Raw genomic sequence first — 18,695 nt, 5'->3', positions numbered from 1 at the left:
TTTTGCGCCAGCCGCGGCGCGTCAGCTGTAGAGCTGCTCGAACTTCTCGATCGAACGCTCGATGTCGCCCTTGACCAATCGAGCGGCGGTCGCGCCGATCGGCCCGAACAGTGGGCGGCCACCCAGGTCGATTCTCACCGTGAAGTCGCATCCCGATGTGGTGGGTTTGACTGTCATCTTCAGCCCGTATTTGGTGCCGCCGACGCCTTCGCCGGTGACTGCCAACAGCGTTGGCGCGTCCAGCTCCTTCACCGTCCAGGTGACCCGGTTGCGCATTCCCTTCACCCCGGCGACACCGACGAGCGTCGTCCCGACTTCGAGCTCGTCGGGCAGCTCACCTCTCCAGCCCTGATGCATCGAGAGCCAGTCGCCCAGCGTCGAGAAATCAGACGCATGCTCCCACGCGTCCTCGGCTGTCATCGACAGGCTGCGAGATAACTCGAGTTTGGCCATCCAGGAATCGTATATGTGGCGATTACTGCCATCGGTCCATCAATTGCTGCCAGCGGAATTATCGTCCTGACCTCGGTGTTTAAACCACCAGAAGGTTCGCACAAGAGAACCAAGAGAGAACGAAGAAGGCACTGAAATGAAGAATCTCGGATTAGCCACCATCGCAGCCGCCGGCCTGATGGCCGCTGTCCTCGGCTTCGCGGGCCAGGCCAACGCCGACATCGGACACCATGACTGGGTCAACGACATCCATCAGAGCGCCGTTGTCCCGCACGTCGACACCGGTGTGCACCAGAGCCACTGACGAACGCACCGACCAAAAGGGCACCCGGCAACGGGTGCCCTTTTCCGTGTGTCCGGGCTTCGCGTCGGGCAGCGATTCCTGCCAACCGCCGATCAATTTCTGCCACCGGAATTAACCTCCTGACCTGGCTGTTTACACCATCAGAGGGCACAGAAGAGAGCCCACAGAGATACGAGAAGAAGGCACTGAAATGAAGAAGTTCGGATTCGCAGGAATCGCCGGTTTCGCCGCTACCGGCCTAGCCGCCGCAATCCTCGGCTTCGCCGCGCCGGCCCAGGCTGACCAGATCCACCACGACTGGATTCATGAGATCCAGCAGCAGGTAAATGTGCCGCAGGTCGACATGACCGTTCAGCACAGCCGCTGACGACACGCGAAGAGGGCATCCGAAACGGGTGCCCTCTTTTCTGTGCGACCAGATGGGCTAGGCCGGCGGCAGCGCGTCCGCTCCGCCGATGCACCGCATGCTGCCGGTGCTCTGCCACGTGACACCGTCGGGACGTTCGCCGGTCACAGATCCGGTGGCCGGGTCGATGACGCCGGTGTAGTGCAGGACCTTTCCATTGTCGAAGCCCAGGCCGAAGGCGACGGTCATGCCGTCGCTGCCGCCCTCCCCGGTGCCGCGCCACAGCACACCCTGGTTGGGCGGGATGGCGACCGCCGCACCGCCGACACTGCGGCCCTCGGTCGTGACCGTCACCTTCCAGCCGTCGCTCTGCAGCAGCTTCAATGACGGCCCGAAGTCCCAACCGGAGGGGCAATCGACGCCGGCGCTGCCCGCGGGGGCGGCGACAAGGGCGGCGGAGATCAGCGTCGCCGCGGCCAACACGGACGACCCGATCACAGAACGTGCGAATGACATAGGGATCGAGGTTAGGGCAGGCGACCGTCTGGGTCATCGGTATGTCCGACCGGTCGGAAACCTTCGTAACCTGGACGGTGTGGCCGCCGGGGAGGAAGAAGCGCAGGACCCACCTTTGCGCGGGGTGGTCGGCCGTGCCGCGTCCACCCCGCTGTTCGACCTCGACCGGTGGGCGCCTTCGAAGTCGGCGGCCCGGTTTGTCGAGCACTTCTGGTCGGTGGACTGGGACCTGCGCGGTCGAGAACCGCACACCAATACCGTGATCACTTTTCCGTCGCTGCACCTCACCCATGAATGGGGTAGCGACACCCCGCGCCACGGTTTTGCTCTGCCGAACACGCTCGTGCACGGAGTCGTCGACAGGGTGTTTCGCACCACGATCAGCGAGTGCGGCACCGTTGTCGGCGCCCGGTTCCGGCCCGGCGGTTTCACCGCGCGTTTCGACCGCGACGCTGCCGCACTGACCGGGCGGGTCGTCACGGTGGACGCCGATTTGTTCGGCGCGCCAATAGCTCTCAAGGATGACGTCACGTCAGCCGCAGCAGGCTTGGACGACGCGATCGCGGCCGGCGCTGGCGAGATGGATACGACGTACACATCGCTGAGCGCCCTCGTAGAGCGGATCCGCGACGACGATCGTCTGCATCGCGTCGAGCAGGTGATGCGGCTGTCGCCGTGGAGTGCCCGCACCACCCAGCGGGTGTTCCGGCGCTATGTCGGCGTACCGGTGAAATGGGTGTTGTGCCGGTACCGGCTCCAGCAGGCGGCACTGGAGATCGAGCGCGACCCCGATACCGACTTCGCCGATCTCGCGGTCCGCCTCGGCTGGTACGACCAGGCGCATTTCATCAACGACTTCCGGTCGATGCTGGGAAGTACGCCCGGCGAATACGCCGACGCCCACGGCAGCTAGGGCGTTACGCTGCCGCGGGTGGATACCACCGAACTCGCGTTCGCCGGTGCCGCCGAACAGGCGCGCCTCCTTGCTGCGGGCGCCGTTACTGCACCCGCGCTGCTCGACGTCTACCTGGACCGCATTGAACGGTTGGATCCCCAACTGCGGGCATACCGCGTCGTGCTCGCCGACTCGGCGCGCCGGGAGGCCGCCGCCGCGCAGACTCGCCTCGACGCCGGCGAGCGGTTGCCACTGCTGGGCGTGCCGATCGCGATCAAGGACGACGTCGACGTCGCCGGTCAGGTCACGACATACGGCACCGACGCCTACGGGCCCGCCAAGACCGACGACGCCGAGGTGGTAAGGAGGCTGCGTGCGGCGGGCGCAGTCATCGTCGGCAAGACCGCTGTGCCTGAAATGATGCTCTGGTCGTTCACCGAGACCCTGACGTTCGGCGCGACGCGAAACCCGTGGGATACCAACCGCACACCAGGAGGCAGCAGTGGCGGCAGCGGTGCCGCGGTCGCCGCGGGCCTGGCGGCGATGGCACTGGGCTCCGACGGCATGGGGTCGATCCGGATCCCGTCCGCCTGGTGTGGCTTGTTCGGGATCAAGCCGCAGCGCGACCGGGTTCCGCTGGCACCGCACGACGGCGCGTGGAACGGCCTGTCGGTCAACGGCCCGATGGCCAGAACGGTAGAGGACGCCGCCCTGTTTCTGGATGTGACGTCGACGACGCCTGCTCCGCAAGGCAGTTTCCTCGCGGCCGCCCGTCGTGGGCCCGGGCGGTTGCGAATCGCGTTGAGCGCCAAGGTCCCACCCATGCTGACTGCACGGGTGGGCACAGCGCAGCGGGCGGCCCTTGACGACGCGGGCGCACTGCTGCGACAACTCGGCCACAATGTCATCAGCCGTGATCCGGATTATCCGACCGGCGCGGCTTACGGTCACTTGCTGCCGCGCTACTTCCGCGGCGTCCACGACGACGTGCAGTCGCTGCCGCGAAAGGACCGCCTCGAACGGCGCACCCGCGCGATGGCCCGCATCGGCGGGCTGATTTCCGACCGGCGGATGGCAGCGGTCAGGAAGGCGGAAACCGGACTGGCTCAACGTGTTCTGTCGATATTCGACGACGTCGACGTGGTCATCACACCGGGTACGGCCGCTGGGCCCTCGCGCATTGGTGCGTATCAGCGACGTGGCGCGGTGAGCACGCTGACGCTGGTCGGGCAGCGAGTGCCGTTTCAGGCGATGTTCAACGGGACGGGACAACCTGCCGCGGTCGTGCCGTGGGGTCTCGACGAGGACGGCGTTCCGACGTCGATTCAGCTTGTGGGCAGGCCATTCGACGAGGCCACCCTGCTGTCGCTCGGCGCGCAGATCGAGAAGGCGCGGCCGTGGGCGCAGCGCAGACCGCCGGTGTCCTAACCGGCGACCGCTTCTCGCCAGGCCGCCAGCTTGTCTTCGACGCGCATGGTCTGCGCCGGACTGGTGGACGGCAGCCTGCGATAGCGCAGCGGCCGGTCGACGCCGGCGAGGCGACGGAAGTTCTTCTCTGCCGCGGCGCCGTTGAAGAACACGCGATCGATCGCGGGATACTCGTCGAAGAACGCGCCGAAGTCGTTGGCCACCATGCTGTCCGACTCGATGGCCGAGTCGAGGCTGCCAACACGGCGGCACGCCCGCAGCACATCCCACACCGCGACACCTCTGCTGCGCAGCGCCTCGGTGCGTTCGGAGTAAGAAGACGTGGGATCGAATCCGAAGATGTCACCGGTGATGCGCCAGAATCCGTTGCGCGGGTTGCCGTAATACTGCTGCGCCGCCAGCGACATCACGCTGGGCATGTTGCCGAGAATGAGGAGGCGCGCACGGCCGTCGACAATCGGCGGCAGACCCTCAAGCAACGGCCCCGACATGGGTACAGGTATACGTTGAGGCGGTGCCTGACGACATCGATATCGACGCCATCGAGGATGCGGGCCTGCTCGACGGTCTCGAAGGGGAGGCACGCGCCGAACGCGCCGAGCTGATCGAGTGGCTGATCGCCGAGGGCTTCACCCTCCGCCACATCAGCTCCGAGTTCGCACCGATGCTGATGCCTGCAGGCCGCGTCGTCGGTGATGACGGCGTCTACGTGTCATCGCGACAAATCTGCGAGGCCACCGGCATCGACCCCGAACTCCTCGAGGCGATGCAGCGGGCACTCGGACTGCCGCGGGTCGACGATCCCGACGCGGCGGTTCACCTGCGGGCCGATGCGGAGGCTGCGGCGCAGGCACGGATGTTCATCGATGTGGGACTCACCCGCGAGCAGGTGATCGCCGTCGCACGTGTGCTCGGACACGGGATGGCGCAGGCCGCCGAGGTGATGCGCCAAGTCGTGCTGGAAACGGTGATCGAGCCGGGCGCTTCGGAATTGCAGATCGCCAAGGCCTACGGCGAACTGGTGCAACGCGCCTCTCCGTTGCTCGGGCCACTGGCGGAGGGCGTTCTGCGGTTGCAGCTTCGGCATGGTTTGGAGACCGAGGCGGTCAGTGTGGCCGAGCGGGCTGCCGGGAGACTGCCGGGGGCGCGTGAAGTGACCGTGTGCTTCGCCGACCTGGTCGACTTCACCCGGTTGGGGGAAGCCGTCCCGCCGGAGGAGCTGGAGAACCTCGCCAACCGGTTGACCGGACTTGCCCGCGACGTCGCGTCGCCGCCTGTCGGGTTCATCAAGACCATCGGCGACGCGGTGATGTTCGTCAGCACCGACGCGGCGGCTTTGCTGCGCGCCGCCCTGCAGTTGTTGGTGGCCGCCGAGAAGGCGGACTTACCGCCGTTGCGCGTCGGGCTTGCCGCGGGCAGCGCGGTGCGTAGGGCCGGCGACTGGTTCGGCAGCCCGGTGAACCTCGCCAGCCGGGTGACCGCGGTAGCTCGCCCGGGAACGGTGCTGGTCGCCGAGTCGGTGCACGACCTCATCGGCGAATCCGACCAGTTCACCTGGTCTTTTGCCGGGGCACGGCATGTGAAGGGCGTCAAGGGCGAGGTCAAGTTGTTTCGGGCCCGCACTGGGGACGCGGAATAGGGCCGCGAGTCAGCGAAGGGTCCGGCGCCTTATGCGGGGGCGGATGCGCTTCACATCAGTCACTTCCGAATCGTTTGCCCCGTTGAACTCAAACTCGGAGTGAGTTTCCAAAAAAAGGCGGTAACACAAGTGTTAATAACAAGATCACGGGGTAGCCAGTGGCCGTCGGGAGGAAAGGGTCGGAATCATGTACCTGCCAGACGTCCGCACGCATCGGAAATCGGACACGCCAATCGCGTCCGCTTCGGAGTTGTTGACTAAATCCTCAATTTGTCCCGCGTGCGGATATCCCGCCCTCGGCATGGATCTCTGCGCCTATTGCAGGCCGCTCATGAAGGAGGCCGTTTAACGGCGGTCTCGTTTCGCCGGGATGGCGTGAACCGACGCAGCCGCAGGCTGTTGGTTACGACGAAGACCGAACTGAACGCCATTGCAGCACCGGCGATCAGAGGATTGAGCAGCCCGAGCGCGGCCAGCGGGAGCGCGGCGACGTTATAGGCGAATGCCCAGAACAGATTGGCCTTGATCGTGCGCAGTGTCGCGCGAGACAGCCGGATGGCGTCCGGCGCCGCGCGCAGATCGCCGCCCACCAGCGTCAGGTCGGAGGCAGCGATCGCGACATCGGTTCCGGTGCCCATCGCCAGGCCCAGGTCGGCCTGAGCCAGCGCGGCGGCGTCGTTGACACCGTCGCCGACCATCGCGACCACCTTGTGTTGGCTCTGCAATCGCTTGATGTGGTCGAGCTTCTCGGCGGGCAGCACCTCGGCGATCACCTCGTCGATCCCGAGTTGCCGCGCGACGGCGTCCGCGGCGCGCCGATTGTCGCCGGTCAGCAGCACAGCCGTCAGGCCCAGGCCGCGCAGTTCGGCGATGGCGGCGGGCGACGTCGCCTTGACGGTGTCGGAAACGACAATGATCGCGAGGATCTGACCGTCCACCGCAAACCACACGACCGTCTTTCCGTCGGCCTCGGCCGAGTCGGCGGCAGCGCGAAGTGCGTTGGGCGCGTTCAGTGTCCGTTCGTCGTGCAACCAGCTGTATCGTCCGGCGGCGAGTTCGCGCTCCTCGACGACCCCTGTGACACCTCTGCCGCCGTGATTTTCGAACTCGGTCACCGGTGGAAGTGGGCCCGCCTCGGCGGCACGTGTTGCCACGGCGCGGCCAATGGGATGTTCCGACGCGTGCTCGAGAGCGCCTGCCAGCCGCAGCATTTCGGCGTCGGTAGCCTTGTCGACCGCATGCATGGACGCGAAGGTCATCTGGCCGGTGGTCACCGTGCCGGTCTTGTCGAGCACGACGGTGTCGATTCGTCGGGTCGATTCCAGGACCTGCGGACCCTTGATCAGAATGCCCAACTGCGCGCCACGTCCGGTTCCCACAAGCAGCGCGGTCGGCGTCGCCAGCCCAAGGGCGCACGGGCACGCGATGATCAGGACGGCGACGGCGGCGGTGAATGCGGCAGAGGGTGATCCGTCGATGACCAACCAGGCAGCGAGTGTCAACAGGGACAGCGCGATGACGATGGGCACGAAGACCGCCGAGATCCGATCGGCCAACCGCTGCACCTCGGCCTTGCCGCCCTGCGCTTCGGTGACCAGACGGGCGATCTGGGCGAGTTGGGTGTCCGAGCCGACGCGGGTCGCGCGGACCTCGAGCCGTCCGCCGACGTTGACTGTTGCGCCGACGACATGGTCACCGGGACCTACCTCGACGGGCACGGGCTCACCGGTCACCATCGAAGCGTCCACAGCCGAGGTACCGGAAACCACGACGCCGTCGGTGGCGATTTTCTCGCCGGGGCGCGCGACGAATACGTCGTCGACCACGAGTTGGGTGATGGGAATGCGTGTTTCGGCCGATCCAGGGCGCAGCACAACGACGTCCTTTGCGCCCATGTCGAGCAGCGTCCGCAGCGCCGCACCCGACTGCCGCTTGGCGCGCGACTCGAAGTAGCGACCGGCAAGGATGAAGGTAGTGACCGCCGCGGCCACTTCCAGATAGAGATGCGCGCCGCCGTCGCTGTTCGCAAAGAGGCTCAGCGTCATCGTCATGCCGGGCGCGCCTGCGTGGGTGAAGAGCAGCGCCCATAGCGACCAGAGGTAGGCGGCGACAACGCCAACCGAGACGAGTGTGTCCATCGTCGCGGCGCGGTGCCGCAGGTTGGTGAACGCGGCCACGTGGAACGGCCACGCGCCCCACAGCACGACGGGGCTGGCGAGGCCGAGGGCAACCCACTGCCAGTAGTCGAACTGCAACGCCGGCACCATCGACATCAGCACCACCGGGATGGTCAAAACGGCCGAGATCAGCAGTCGACGCCGCCACCGTTTAGTCGCGTCGGCATCGTCTGGGGACGCGGACCGGTCCTCGCCCGCGGGTAGCGTTGCGGTGTAACCGGTTTCTCCGACGGCAGCCAGCAGGTCGTCCGCCTCGACGCCGGCCGGGAACTCGACCGAGGCCTGTTCGGTGGCGAAGTTGACGGTCGCGACGACGCCATCCACCTGGTTGAGCCTCTTCTCGATACGCGCCGCGCACGAGGCGCATGACATTCCGCTGATGGCCAGGGTGATCGTGTGCCGGTCGGTGGTGTCGGCGGCGCGGGACATGGTTGCCAGTCTATACCCGTAGGGGGTATAGGTAAAAGGAGACGACGGAAGGAACGCCAACGTGATGTGGAGACGGACGATTCTTGCCGTGGCGGGCGCCGCCGCGGCACTGGTGATCGCGGCAGGCTGTAGTGGCGGTGGCTCAGGACCAGAGCAGTCGGGCCACGCCACGTCGACGTCGGCGACCGCGCAGGCGGCCGCCGACGATCACAACGACGCCGACGTCATGTTCGCCTCACACATGGTCCCGCATCACGAGCAGGCGGTCGGGATGAGCGACGTCGTACTCGCCAAAGGCGGCATCGATCCGCGGGTGACCGATCTCGCCGCCGACATCAAGGCGGCGCAGGCACCGGAGATCAAGCAGATGCAGGACTGGCTCGACCAGTGGGGCAACCCTCCGATGCCCCCGATGGCCACGGAAGGAGGCCACGGCGGTCACGACATGGAAGGGATGTCCGGCGACGGGATGGGGATGATGTCCGACGAGGAGATGACGGCGCTGAAGAACGCGAACGGCGTCGAGGCCGGCAGGCTCTTCCTCACCGGCATGATCACCCATCACGAGGGTGCAATCGCCATGGCGCAGACCGAGATCGAGGACGGGAAGTTTGCGCCCGCTGTCGAGCTGGCCCGCGCGATCGTCAAGACCCAGCAGCAGGAGATCGACACCATGAAGGGCATCCTCGAGACGCTGTAGCGTCGTCGCCGTGCGCATCCTCGTTCAACGCGTCACGTCGGCGTCCGTGACCGTCGACGGCGTCGTCGTCGGCGCCATCGACCCAGACGGTCAGGGGCTACTCGCGCTCGTCGGGGTCACCCACGACGACGATGTAGGCAAGGCTCAGAGGCTGGCCGAAAAGCTCTGGCAGCTAAGGATTCTCGATGACGAGAGATCGGCGGCCGACGTCAATGCGCCGATCCTCGTCATCAGCCAATTCACGTTGTATGCCAACACCACCAAGGGTAGGCGCCCGACGTGGAACGCGGCCGCAGCCGGCGCCGTCGCCGAACCACTGGTGAACGCATTCGCCGACGCGCTGCGTGCGTTGGGCGCACACGTCGAGACCGGCGTGTTCGGCGCACACATGGAAGTCGAGCTCGTCAACGACGGCCCGGTGACGGTTCAGCTCGAGCTGTGAGCCGACCTATGCCGTCGCCGTGATCTGCACGCCTTCCGAAGGCTGGACGATCACGAAACCCTGGCCGTGGAACGACACCTGGACCGCCTCGCCGGATCCGCGGCCGATCAGCGCACCCGCCTTGAAGCTCGTCTTCAGCTGGGTCTGGAGGTTCGCCGACCATGCGACAACCGCGTTGGTGTCCGCGAACGTCGGCGCCTCAGCGGCATTGAGCACCACCGGCGGGCCGTCTGTCGTCAACGCCACCCAGCCGGTGCCGCGCAGCGTCGTGTTGAACAACCCACCCGTTGCGATGCTGCCGCCCTTCACCCGCTCGATGTTCCAGTCGAGGCTCGACGAGAAGGCCAGTACGTTCTTTCCGCTGATCGACAGCCCGGAGTTGTTGATGTTCAACAGATGTACGTCGTGGGCCCGCTCTGCGACGAACACGTCGCCCTGGCCCTGGCACCGCATCAACGGCAATCCCTCACCGGTGAATGCCTTCTTGAGGAACTTCGACGCGCCACCGCCCTCAAACGAGAATTCCACGTTTCCCTGATAGGCGACCATCGACCCCTGGCGCGCCATGAACGGTTCGCCGAGCCGCACGCGCAGCAGCTTGGAGTTCTGGTTCGCGATCGGCTTGGCTTCCTTCTCGCTGAACCGCCCGTCGACGAGATCACCGGTAATGCCTGCGAAGCCGTCTCCCTGCGGGGCTTGGCCGGCAGCCGGACCGCCGTGCTGGACCTGGGCCTGTGGCGCTGACCCGCCGCCCTGCGGTTGGCCGCCGGGCCCGGGTGCGCCGCCCATCGGAGCGCGGCTGACCTGACCGCGGTGCGAAACCTGATCCGTCCAGCGCTGTCCGTCCCACCAGCGGTATTCGTAGCGGCCCTCGGGATCCGATTGCCAGCTTCCGACTCCAGGTCCAGTCACGGTTCACTCCTTTGTGCTGTGGGTTTCTCGACACTATGCCGTCGTCGTCTCGACGCTGGCATCCTTGCGACATGGCAAAGGAAATCGACCGGGTGCGAGCGCAGAGCGCCCTCTCGGTCATCAGGCAGCACCCCGGCATGGTGCTGTTCGCGGCATCGCCCGCTCTCGTCGCGCTGGCTGCTGTGTGGTGGTTCTTCGGCGCGGGCTGGGCTGCGCTGCTGCTGGTCGGGATGGTTGTCGGCGGGGGAGCCGCGGTCCTGATGAAGCGCACCTAAGCCGATCGGGAGTCGTCGCTGTTTCGCCGTGCGAGAAAGCCGTCTCAGCAGGCTTGTAACGGTGTAATTATGTAATCATGAGACAACATCACACACATGGTCGACGGTCGGGTCGCGCAGGCGGCTGGCAGCAGGCCGATCAGCCGGACGCAAGCGACGCAGCTGAATGGTTCGCCGGGCGCCTGCCCGACTGGTTCGATGGCGACCCCGCGGTGGTGGTCGACCGGGAGGAGATCACCGTCATCGGTCGGCTGCCGGAGCCCGAGGCGCAGGAAAGCGAAGCCCGCGCATCGGGTCGGGCATCCCGGTTTCGCGAGGAAACCCGGTCGGAGCGGATGCGAATCGCCGACGAGGCGCAGGACAAATACGGACGCAAGGTGTCCTGGGGCGTAGAAATTGGAGCGGTCGGCACCGACCAATACGAGCGAATCCTGTTCACCCACATTGCAGTTCCGGTGATGACGCGCCTGCGACAGCAGGAGCGCCAGGTGCTGGACACCCTCGTCGACGCAGGCGTCGCACGCTCCCGTTCCGATGCGCTGGCCTGGTCGGTCAAACTGGTGGGCGAGCACACCGAAGAGTGGCTGACCAAGCTGCGCGACGCGATGCGCAACGTCGACGACCTCAGGTCAGAAGGCCCGCAGGTCTAGCTACGGCGTCCGGTGTGGATACCGGCACCCGGATGACGGGTATCGGAAGCTGCGCGGCCCGGATGGGATCGAGCATCGCGTCGGTGATGCCCGCCGTGAAGTCTTCGAAGCCAAAGACTTTGAACAGCGCTTCACGCCCGAACTTGGAGCTGTCCGCGACGAAGAACGCCTCGCTTGCGATTGACCGCATTTTGCGCTTGAGCTCGATCTCGTAACTCGAGGTGGAGTAGATGCCGTCATCCATCACCGTGCCTGCGCCGAAGATGGCCACGTTGACACGCAGGTTCTCCACCTGCTGCAGGGACGAAGGACCCCACATCCCGAAGCCGGACGGCAACAGTTCCCCGCCGATGAAGACGAGATTGATGGAGCGTTTGGTCGCCACCTCCAAACCGACGCGCAGATCGTGGGTGACGACGGTCAGTCGCGAATGTCGCAGGTGCCGGGCAACTTCCAACGTTGTCTCGCCGCTGTCGAGCAGGATGGTTTGGCCTTCCAGCACTCGCTCGGCCATCGCGGCACCGATTGCCGCCATCTCTGCGCGGTGTCGGCCGTGGCCGCTCGCCGGCGTCTCGACGGGACTGACCGGTAGCGCGCCACCGTGCGTGCGCCGCACAAAACCCTGAGCTTCGAGCTTGTCCAGATCGCGGCGAATAGTCGAAGCGTCAACCTCAAAGGCCTCGGCTAACGCGGTGACGCTTTGAAATCCGAGGTCCAGAACACGGTTCATGATGTCCGCGCGACGCGACATCGTCACCGAACCCCCTCCGACGATGCGGCCCGGTGCATCGAATCGCAGAACACGGTAGCAAACACCGGTACTCGTTTCCGTGTAGCTACACGCCGCTGACTGCATGTTTTCGTGCACATCGTTGCTTGATTATCGGGCAGTTCACGTTTAATGTCACGCAAGTCTGGGTCCGGGTAGCGCCCGGGAAAAACATGCGCGGTTCACAAGGGAGTGACATATGCAGCACAGGCGAATTGCCCTTCTGGGGGCAGTGGGCTTGACCATGACGCTGATCGCCGGCTGCGGTTCGGTCGGTGGCGGAGGCGGCGGTAGCAGCACCCCCGCGGCCGGGGCTTCACAGGACCCGAAGGACATGACGATGGTCAACGTCGTCAAGATCAAGGGCATCTCCTGGTTCGACCGGATGGCCGTGGGCGACGAGAACTTCGCGAAGCGCACCGGAGTGGACACCCGCCAGGAAGGCGCGGATGACACCAGCCCGGAGAAGCAGATTCAGATCATCCAGGATCTGATCCCTCAGAAACCCACGGCGATCACCGTGGTGCCGAACTCGCCGGAAGCCCTGCAAAACGTTCTCGGCCAGGCTCGCGGCCAAGGCATCAAGGTCGTCTCCCACGAGGCCACCGGCATCCAGAACGCCAACATCGACATCGAAGCGTTCGACAACGCAGCCTATGGCAGGCAGATCATGCAGAACCTCGCGCAGTGCATGGGCCAGCAGGGCAAATACGTCCAGTTCGTCGGGGGCCTTACCGCGAAGACGCACATGCAGTGGGTCGGCGCCGCCCACGACATGCAGGTCAGCCAATTTCCAGGGATGACCCGCGTCGAGGACCCGATCGAGAGCACCGACAACGAGCAGGCCGCCTACGAGAAGGCCAAGGAAGTTCTGGCGAAGTACCCAGACATCAAGGGCTTCCAGGGGTCGGCGGGCAATGACGTGCCGGGCATCGCCCGCGCTGTCCAGGAGGCCGGCCTGCAAAACAAGGTCTGCGTGATGGGCACGTCGATCCCGTCGGCTGCGTCCAAGTACCTCGCCGACGGTTCGATCGACAAGATCTTCTTCTGGGACCCGGCGCTGGCCGGCGAAGCGCAGCTTCAGATCGCGTTGATGCTCGCGCAGGGCAAGACGATTGAAGCAGGCACGAACCTGAACATCCCCGGCTACGAGAAGCTGACGAAGCTCGACGGTTACGACAACGTCTACGTCGGCGACGCGGCGTTGGAAGCCGACGCCAAAACCATGTCCCAGTACAACTTCTGAGTCCGCACCGTACGTCAAGGTGCCGGCTCGCGGTGACCTGCCGGGCCGGCCCGGAAAGCGTTCCTTATGACAGCGCCGAGCGCACTGGACACAGACAAGCCGGTGCTCCAGGCACGTGACATCGTCAAGACCTACGGCGGCGTCACCGCCCTGGACGGCGTCTCCTTCGACCTCCGTCCCGGCGAAGTGCACTGTCTCGCAGGCGAAAACGGGTGCGGCAAATCCACCCTGATCAAAATCATCTCCGGGGCGGAGCGGCCCGACTCCGGTGAGATCGTCGTCGACGACGTCGCCCATCGCGCGATGAACGCCACAGCGGCGATCACCAGCGGCATCCAGGTGATCTACCAGGACTTCTCGCTGTTCGGTAACCTCACCGTCGCTGAGAACATCGCACTGACAAGCGCTGTCGCCGAACGCAGGAGGCTCTACTCGCCCGCCACCGCGCACAAGATTGCGCGCCGCATCGTCGACGATCTGTGCCTGAACCTGGACCTCGACGCCGACGTGGAAACCCTGCCGGTCGCGGATCGGCAACTCACCGCCATCTGTCGCGCCGTCGTGCACGAGGCGCGCGTCATCATCATGGATGAGCCCACCACCGCACTCACCCACAGCGAGGTCGACCGCCTCTTCGAGCTCGTGGAGACGCTGCGGACGCGCGGCGTCGGGCTGGTCTTCGTCTCACACAAGCTCGACGAGGTGCTGCGGGTCGCGCAGCGGGTGACGATCCTGCGATCCGGCCGCAAGGTGGTCACCGGGCCGGCTTCCGATTTCACCAGCCAATCGATCGGCGAATCCATGACCGGTCGGGAAATCAGCGAGGAACGTCTCGTCAGTAACCTCCCGGGCGACGCTCCGGTCGTGCTCGACGTCGAGGCACTGACCCGGCCAGGCGCCTTCGATGACGTCAGCTTCACGGTCCGTGAGGGCGAAATCCTCGGCGTGACAGGGCTGCTCGGCTCGGGCCGCACCGAGATCGCCGAGGCTCTGTTCGGCGTCCGGCCCGCCACCAGCGGAACCGTCAAACTCGACGGAAAGCCGGTGAAGCTGCAGTCGATTCAGGACGCGATCGACGCGGGAATCGGCTACGTCCCCGCGGACCGACTGACGCAGGGCCTGTTCATGGACCGTGCCATCGGCGACAACATCATCGCCGGATCGCTCGACCGGTACCGAACACGGTGGGGCACGTTGGACAACAGCAAGACCCGCACAACGATCCGCGAGTTGTTTGATCGCCTGCGTATCAAGGCGCCGCGCGTCGCGGCACCGGTCCGCTCGCTATCGGGCGGTAACGCCCAACGGGTCGTGCTGGCCAAATGGCTCGCCATCAGGCCGCGTGTCCTCATCCTCAACGGACCCACCGTGGGGGTCGACGTCGGCTCCAAGGAAGAGATCCTCGAGATCCTGCGCGGCGAGGCCGACGACGGCCGCTCCATCATCATCATCTCTGATGACGTCCCCGAACTCGTCGCGGCGTGCCACCGGGTGCTGGTGGTCCGGCGAGGCCGGATATCTCACACCCTGGAAAGCGACGACATCAACGTCGGCCTCATCCTGGAGAAGATGGCGGCGTGAACAACAAGCAGCCGCAGCACTTTTCGCTACCAAACCTTCGCGGGCCCAACAACGAGGGCATCCTCGCGCTGATCCTGCTCGGCCTCATCGTCCTCATGTCGCTGCTCAACCCGGCTTTCTTCTCGGTTTCGACGCTGTTCGCGATCGTGCGCAGCTCCATCGTGCCGTTGATCTTCGCGCTGGGTGTGCTCCTGGTCATCATCTCCGGCGGGATCGACGTCTCGTTCGCCGCGATCGCGATTTTCGCCGGGTACACGACCGTGACGGCGTTCGGGGCGGGTGCCTTCGGTGCCGGACTCGTCGGAGCGGTGCTGCTGACCCTGGCGATCGGCGCAGCGCTCGGTCTCATCAACGGCGTCGTCATCGCGCGGTTCCGGCTGCCGACTTTGATCGTCACGCTCGGAACACAAGGCATCTTCAAGGGCGCCCTGCTGACGTTCGTCGGTTCGCGCTTCATCGCCGACCTTCCGGACGCCATTGCCGGGCTGTCGACTACGAACCTGGTCTCGGTCGCGACAGCCAGCGGCCGTGCCTACTTGCACGTGATGGTGATTCCCGCCGTCCTTCTGTGCTGTGCGACGGCTTGGATGCTGCGCCGCACCATGTTCGGCCGTTCGATCTACGCGATCGGCGGCGACGCGGAGGCGGCGCGCCGTGCAGGCTTCCGGGTGGTGCGGGCCCAGATTCTGCTCTATGTTCTCGTCGGAATGACGGCTGCGCTCGGTGGACTGATCTACATCATCATGGGCCGCAGCGCCAGCCCGCAGGACCTTGTGGGCACCGAGCTCGACATCATCGCGGCGGTGGTTCTCGGTGGCGCATCGATCTTCGGCGGCCGCGGCTCGGTGCTCGGCACCATCCTGGGTGTGTTGCTCGTGCAGGTCATCGGCAACAGCCTGATCCTTGCCGGCGTGCCGAGTGCGTGGCAGCGCGCCGCAGTCGGGACCCTGCTCATCATCGGTGTCGGCGTACAGGCCGTGTCAGCCAAGCGGCGTCGCAAGCGCCAGCCGGCCGCCGACGGGCCCGGACTGACGCAGGAGGCGATGTCCGTATGACAGGTCCGCGGCAACTCAACGACGACTTGGGCACGCGCACATCCGAACTCATCGAACAGCTTCACGTCAGCCGAGGCACCGGGCGCATGTTGGTGCTTCTTCTGGCGGCCTTCATCTTCTTCGCCGCGCTAAGACCGAGCGTCTTCCTCAGTCCGATCAACCTGCAGAACCTCGCGCTCGCCGCGCCTGAGGTCGGCGTGCTGGCCATCGCGATGATGCTCGCCATGCTGACGGGCGGAATCGACTTGTCGCTGGTCAACATCGCCAATTTGTCGGCGATCACGATGTCGACTTTGTATACGACGATCAACAGCTCGAACCCGGCACTGGCCAACCAACTGGTCCCCGTTCTGGTGCTCGCCGGGCTGGCAATGGGTCTGCTCGGCGGAGCGGTCAACGCATTCCTCGTTGCCTACGTCGGGATCACCCCGATCCTGGCAACCCTTGGCACGATGCAGATCTACAACGGGATCGCCGTGGTGTGGACCGGAGGACGAACGCTCTACGGCTCTCCGGCAACGCTGACCGCGCTCGGTCAGGCCACGGTGGCCGGAATCCCGATCCTGTTCCTCGTTTTCGTCCTCGCAGCGGTACTCGTCGCGCTGTTGATTAACCGCACCCCGATCGGGCTGAAGATCCAGCTCGAGGGATCCAACCCGATCGCGGCCGTGTACTCGGGTATTCGCAGCCGGGCGGTGCTCACCCGCACCTATCTCGTCACCGGGCTGCTCGGCGGTCTGGCCGGCGTGTTGTTCATCGCCCGTAACCCGTCCGCGTCCGCCGATTATGGGGCGTCCTACGTCCTGCTGGTCATTGTGATCGCCGTGCTCGGCGGAACGAACCCCACCGGCGGCTTCGCGACCGTGCTCGGCGTCGTATTAGCCACGCTCACACTGCAAATCGTTGCCAGCGGCTTCACCGCGCTGCGGCTGTCGGCTTACCAGTACGCGATCGCGCAGGGCGTGATCCTGATTCTTGTGATGATCGCCGACCAGGTCAGCTGGCGCCGTCGACGACAACGACAACCCGCTCCCGCGGCCCCTGCGGTCGCGGCCGACCGGTGATACCTACCCCGTACCCGCAGAGGAAAGACATGAAGAAGATCCTGAACAAGCCGGAGCACTTCGTCGACGAGATGGTCGAGGGCATCCTGCTAGCCCACCCGGATCAGGTCAAGACGCCGGGTGACGACCTCCGCATCTTGGTGCGTGCCGACGCGCCGGTCGCCGGGAAAGTCGGGATCGTCACCGGCGGCGGGTCCGGGCACCTCCCGTTGTTCAAGGGGTATGTCGGCAAGGGACTGTGCCACGGCGTCGCGATCGGCAATGTCTTCAGCTCGCCGAGCTCGCAGCGGTGTTTCGAGGCGATCGCGGCGGTCAACGGGGGCGAGGGAGTGCTGTTGCTGTACGGCAACTACGGCGGCGATGTGCTGAACTTCGACCTCGCCACCGACCAGGCCGAGCTCGAGGACATCGCGGTCCGCACCGTGCTGGGCCGAGACGACGTCGCCAGCCAACCCAAGGATCGCAAGGGCGACCGCCGCGGCGTGGCCGGAATCTTTTTCGCCTATAAGGCCGCAGGGGCCGCTGCCGAGCGGGGCGACAACCTGGAGCAGGTTGCGGCCGTGGCCGAGGACGTGGTGGAGCACACCGCCACGATGGGCATCGGTCTGTCCCCGACAATCCTGCCGACGACGGGCTCCGCGAGCTTTGAACTGCCGGACGGCGAGATGGAGATCGGCATCGGGATTCACGGCGAGCCGGGAATTCACCGTGGCGAGCTGGACACCGCAGATGCCATCGCCGACCGGATCGTCACCGCTCTGGTCGACGATCTGGAACTGAAGTCCGGCGACCGGGTGGCCGCCCTGGTCAACGGCCTTGGTGCAACGCCACTCGAGGAGCTCTATATTCTGTACCGCCGAGCCCACACGGTGCTCAGCGACCTCGGCGTGGACATTGCCAAGAGCTATGTCGGCGAGTACGCCACCAGTCTCGAAATGGCCGGCGCCTCAATCTCTCTGCTCGCACTCAATGACGAGCGGCTGGCCCTGCTGAACGCGCCCGCATCATCCCCGTTCTTCCAGGAATTCTGACACGTGAACGCCGACCAACTGAAGGACCGCATCCGGCGGAGCCTCGCGGAACTGGTGAATTACGCCGACGAGCTGCGCGACCTCGACCAGGCGTTGGGCGACGGCGACCTCGGGATCACGGTCACCCTCGGCGCAGAGGCGGTCATCGAGGCGGTGTCGGCGTTGCCGGACTCCGCCACCCCCGCGCAGATTGCGCGCGAATGCGCGAAGGCGTTCGCGAACGCCAACCCGTCCACGATGGCCGCTCTGGTCGCAGGCGGACTGCTCGCCGGATCGAAGACGTGGACAGACGTCGCCGAGATCACGGTGCCGGATGCGGCGAGCTTCATCCGAACTGCCGGTGACAACATTGCGCAGCGCGGCAAGACCCAACTCGGCGACAAGACGATCCTCGATGCGATCATGCCCGCCGCCGACGCGCTCGACGAAGCATCCGACGGTACGTCGGGGTTGGAAACTGCGATCGCCGGCGCCGAACGGGCCGTCATCGACACCCGTGCTCTGCAGTCCCGGCGTGGCCGTGCGTCGTGGCTTCAGGAACGCAGCATAGGCCTGCAGGACCCCGGCGCGACCGCATTCCTGCGGTTCCTTGAATCGTGGCGAGCTGTCGACGAGACGCACCAAAACGGCTCCGGCCCAGCCTGATCGAGGTCTTATGTCAGCCGACGCGTTCGACGCCGACGTAGGACGAACTCAGCGCCGAGGTCTGCGACAGCGGGTCGACTGGCCCGCCGTCGACGAGCAGGTTGCGGTTCGCGCCGAACGACTGCGGCGCCGCTCCGC

21 protein-coding genes are annotated in these 18,695 nt (G+C 65.7%); 15 read left to right on the top strand and 6 right to left on the bottom strand.

What is annotated here, in order from left to right; genetic code table 11:
* Positions 1-21: 21 nt before the first annotated feature.
* Positions 22-453 carry a type II toxin-antitoxin system Rv0910 family toxin gene (locus QOJ24_RS07430; protein ID WP_526260344.1) on the bottom strand — a complete coding sequence of 144 codons (432 nt, stop codon included), beginning with the start codon at positions 451-453 and terminating at the stop codon, positions 22-24.
* 136 nt (positions 454-589) lie between these two features.
* Here QOJ24_RS07430 and QOJ24_RS07425 point away from each other — a divergent pair, with 136 nt between their 5' ends.
* Both QOJ24_RS07425 and QOJ24_RS07420 read left to right on the top strand, forming a co-directional pair.
* The gene (locus QOJ24_RS07425) at positions 590-757 is read left to right on the top strand and encodes a hypothetical protein (protein ID WP_526260343.1); all 168 of its coding nucleotides are present in this window, start codon (positions 590-592) and stop codon (positions 755-757) included.
* Between the two features lie 190 nt (positions 758-947).
* A complete protein-coding gene (locus tag QOJ24_RS07420) occupies positions 948-1,124 on the top strand; it encodes a hypothetical protein (RefSeq protein WP_526260342.1) in 177 nt (58 codons plus the stop codon).
* Between the two features lie 57 nt (positions 1,125-1,181).
* Here the strand turns inward: QOJ24_RS07420 and QOJ24_RS07415 are convergent, their stop codons facing one another.
* Entirely contained in the window at positions 1,182-1,619 is a 438-nt protein-coding gene (locus QOJ24_RS07415) for a hypothetical protein (protein ID WP_526260341.1), read from the bottom strand.
* Between the two features lie 79 nt (positions 1,620-1,698).
* Here QOJ24_RS07415 and QOJ24_RS07410 point away from each other — a divergent pair, with 79 nt between their 5' ends.
* Together QOJ24_RS07410 and QOJ24_RS07405 are read left to right on the top strand one after the other, a co-directional pair.
* Positions 1,699-2,532 carry a helix-turn-helix domain-containing protein gene (locus tag QOJ24_RS07410; RefSeq protein ID WP_526260340.1) on the top strand — a complete coding sequence of 278 codons (834 nt, stop codon included), beginning with the start codon at positions 1,699-1,701 and terminating at the stop codon, positions 2,530-2,532.
* 18 nt (positions 2,533-2,550) lie between these two features.
* Positions 2,551-3,942, top strand: a complete 1,392-nt coding sequence (locus QOJ24_RS07405) for an amidase (protein ID WP_526260339.1) — start codon at positions 2,551-2,553, stop codon at positions 3,940-3,942.
* On the opposite strand, the gene QOJ24_RS07400 is transcribed toward QOJ24_RS07405, so the two are convergent.
* Positions 3,939-4,433: a DNA-deoxyinosine glycosylase gene (locus tag QOJ24_RS07400; protein WP_526260338.1), complete on the bottom strand. Its 495-nt coding sequence runs from the start codon at positions 4,431-4,433 to the stop codon at positions 3,939-3,941. The two genes, QOJ24_RS07405 and QOJ24_RS07400, sit on opposite strands and share 4 nt — an antisense overlap.
* Positions 4,434-4,456: 23 nt before the next feature.
* Between QOJ24_RS07400 and QOJ24_RS07395 the strand changes: the two genes are divergently transcribed.
* Positions 4,457-5,581 carry an adenylate/guanylate cyclase domain-containing protein gene (locus QOJ24_RS07395; RefSeq protein ID WP_526260337.1) on the top strand — a complete coding sequence of 375 codons (1,125 nt, stop codon included), beginning with the start codon at positions 4,457-4,459 and terminating at the stop codon, positions 5,579-5,581.
* 329 nt (positions 5,582-5,910) lie between these two features.
* Here QOJ24_RS07395 and QOJ24_RS07390 read toward each other — a convergent pair whose 3' ends face one another.
* Positions 5,911-8,187, bottom strand: a complete 2,277-nt coding sequence (locus tag QOJ24_RS07390; RefSeq protein WP_526260336.1) for a heavy metal translocating P-type ATPase — start codon at positions 8,185-8,187, stop codon at positions 5,911-5,913.
* 64 nt (positions 8,188-8,251) lie between these two features.
* Here QOJ24_RS07390 and QOJ24_RS07385 point away from each other — a divergent pair, with 64 nt between their 5' ends.
* The gene (locus QOJ24_RS07385; RefSeq protein WP_526260358.1) at positions 8,252-8,887 is read left to right on the top strand and encodes a DUF305 domain-containing protein; all 636 of its coding nucleotides are present in this window, start codon (positions 8,252-8,254) and stop codon (positions 8,885-8,887) included.
* Positions 8,888-8,897: 10 nt separating this feature from the next.
* The gene (gene dtd, locus QOJ24_RS07380) at positions 8,898-9,329 is read left to right on the top strand and encodes a D-aminoacyl-tRNA deacylase (protein ID WP_526260335.1); all 432 of its coding nucleotides are present in this window, start codon (positions 8,898-8,900) and stop codon (positions 9,327-9,329) included.
* A gap of 6 nt (positions 9,330-9,335) precedes the next feature.
* On the opposite strand, the gene QOJ24_RS07375 is transcribed toward dtd, so the two are convergent.
* The gene (locus QOJ24_RS07375) at positions 9,336-10,241 is read right to left on the bottom strand and encodes an AIM24 family protein (protein WP_526260334.1); all 906 of its coding nucleotides are present in this window, start codon (positions 10,239-10,241) and stop codon (positions 9,336-9,338) included.
* A gap of 71 nt (positions 10,242-10,312) precedes the next feature.
* On the opposite strand from QOJ24_RS07375, the gene QOJ24_RS07370 reads away from it, so the two are divergent.
* Complete coding sequence (locus tag QOJ24_RS07370) at positions 10,313-10,516, top strand: hypothetical protein (protein ID WP_526260333.1); 204 nt, start codon at positions 10,313-10,315, stop codon at positions 10,514-10,516.
* A gap of 77 nt (positions 10,517-10,593) precedes the next feature.
* Positions 10,594-11,166 carry an ATP-binding transcription factor AbmR gene (abmR, locus tag QOJ24_RS07365; RefSeq protein WP_526260332.1) on the top strand — a complete coding sequence of 191 codons (573 nt, stop codon included), beginning with the start codon at positions 10,594-10,596 and terminating at the stop codon, positions 11,164-11,166.
* Here the strand turns inward: abmR and QOJ24_RS07360 are convergent.
* Positions 11,141-11,917 (bottom strand): DeoR/GlpR family DNA-binding transcription regulator, encoded by a 777-nt coding sequence (locus tag QOJ24_RS07360; RefSeq protein ID WP_526260357.1) that lies wholly within the window; start codon positions 11,915-11,917, stop codon positions 11,141-11,143. The genes abmR and QOJ24_RS07360 overlap by 26 nt on opposite strands.
* A 217-nt stretch (positions 11,918-12,134) precedes the next feature.
* On the opposite strand from QOJ24_RS07360, the gene QOJ24_RS07355 reads away from it, so the two are divergent.
* The 6 genes from QOJ24_RS07355 to QOJ24_RS07330 all read left to right on the top strand — a co-directional run bounded on the left by QOJ24_RS07355 (position 12,135) and on the right by QOJ24_RS07330 (position 18,557).
* Complete coding sequence (locus QOJ24_RS07355) at positions 12,135-13,181, top strand: autoinducer 2 ABC transporter substrate-binding protein (protein WP_526260331.1); 1,047 nt, start codon at positions 12,135-12,137, stop codon at positions 13,179-13,181.
* Positions 13,182-13,247: 66 nt separating this feature from the next.
* Positions 13,248-14,762 (top strand): sugar ABC transporter ATP-binding protein, encoded by a 1,515-nt coding sequence (locus QOJ24_RS07350; protein WP_526260330.1) that lies wholly within the window; start codon positions 13,248-13,250, stop codon positions 14,760-14,762.
* The gene (locus tag QOJ24_RS07345; protein WP_526260329.1) at positions 14,759-15,817 is read left to right on the top strand and encodes an ABC transporter permease; all 1,059 of its coding nucleotides are present in this window, start codon (positions 14,759-14,761) and stop codon (positions 15,815-15,817) included. The genes QOJ24_RS07350 and QOJ24_RS07345 overlap by 4 nt, the downstream gene beginning before the upstream one ends.
* Positions 15,814-16,881, top strand: coding sequence for an ABC transporter permease (locus QOJ24_RS07340; protein ID WP_526260328.1), 1,068 nt, complete (start codon positions 15,814-15,816; stop codon positions 16,879-16,881). The genes QOJ24_RS07345 and QOJ24_RS07340 overlap by 4 nt, the downstream gene beginning before the upstream one ends.
* 29 nt (positions 16,882-16,910) lie before the next feature.
* Positions 16,911-17,912 carry a dihydroxyacetone kinase subunit DhaK gene (locus QOJ24_RS07335; protein ID WP_526260327.1) on the top strand — a complete coding sequence of 334 codons (1,002 nt, stop codon included), beginning with the start codon at positions 16,911-16,913 and terminating at the stop codon, positions 17,910-17,912.
* A 3-nt stretch (positions 17,913-17,915) separates the two neighbouring features.
* Positions 17,916-18,557 (top strand): dihydroxyacetone kinase family protein, encoded by a 642-nt coding sequence (locus QOJ24_RS07330; protein WP_526260326.1) that lies wholly within the window; start codon positions 17,916-17,918, stop codon positions 18,555-18,557.
* Positions 18,558-18,695 lie beyond the last annotated feature (138 nt).

The sequence above is a fragment of the Mycobacterium sp. genome, from assembly GCF_032159775.1.
In the GTDB taxonomy this organism is placed as follows: Bacteria; Actinomycetota; Actinomycetes; order Mycobacteriales; family Mycobacteriaceae; genus Mycobacterium.
Note: the sequence above shows the minus strand (reverse complement) of the source record. Positions and strands in the feature narration are given on the sequence as shown.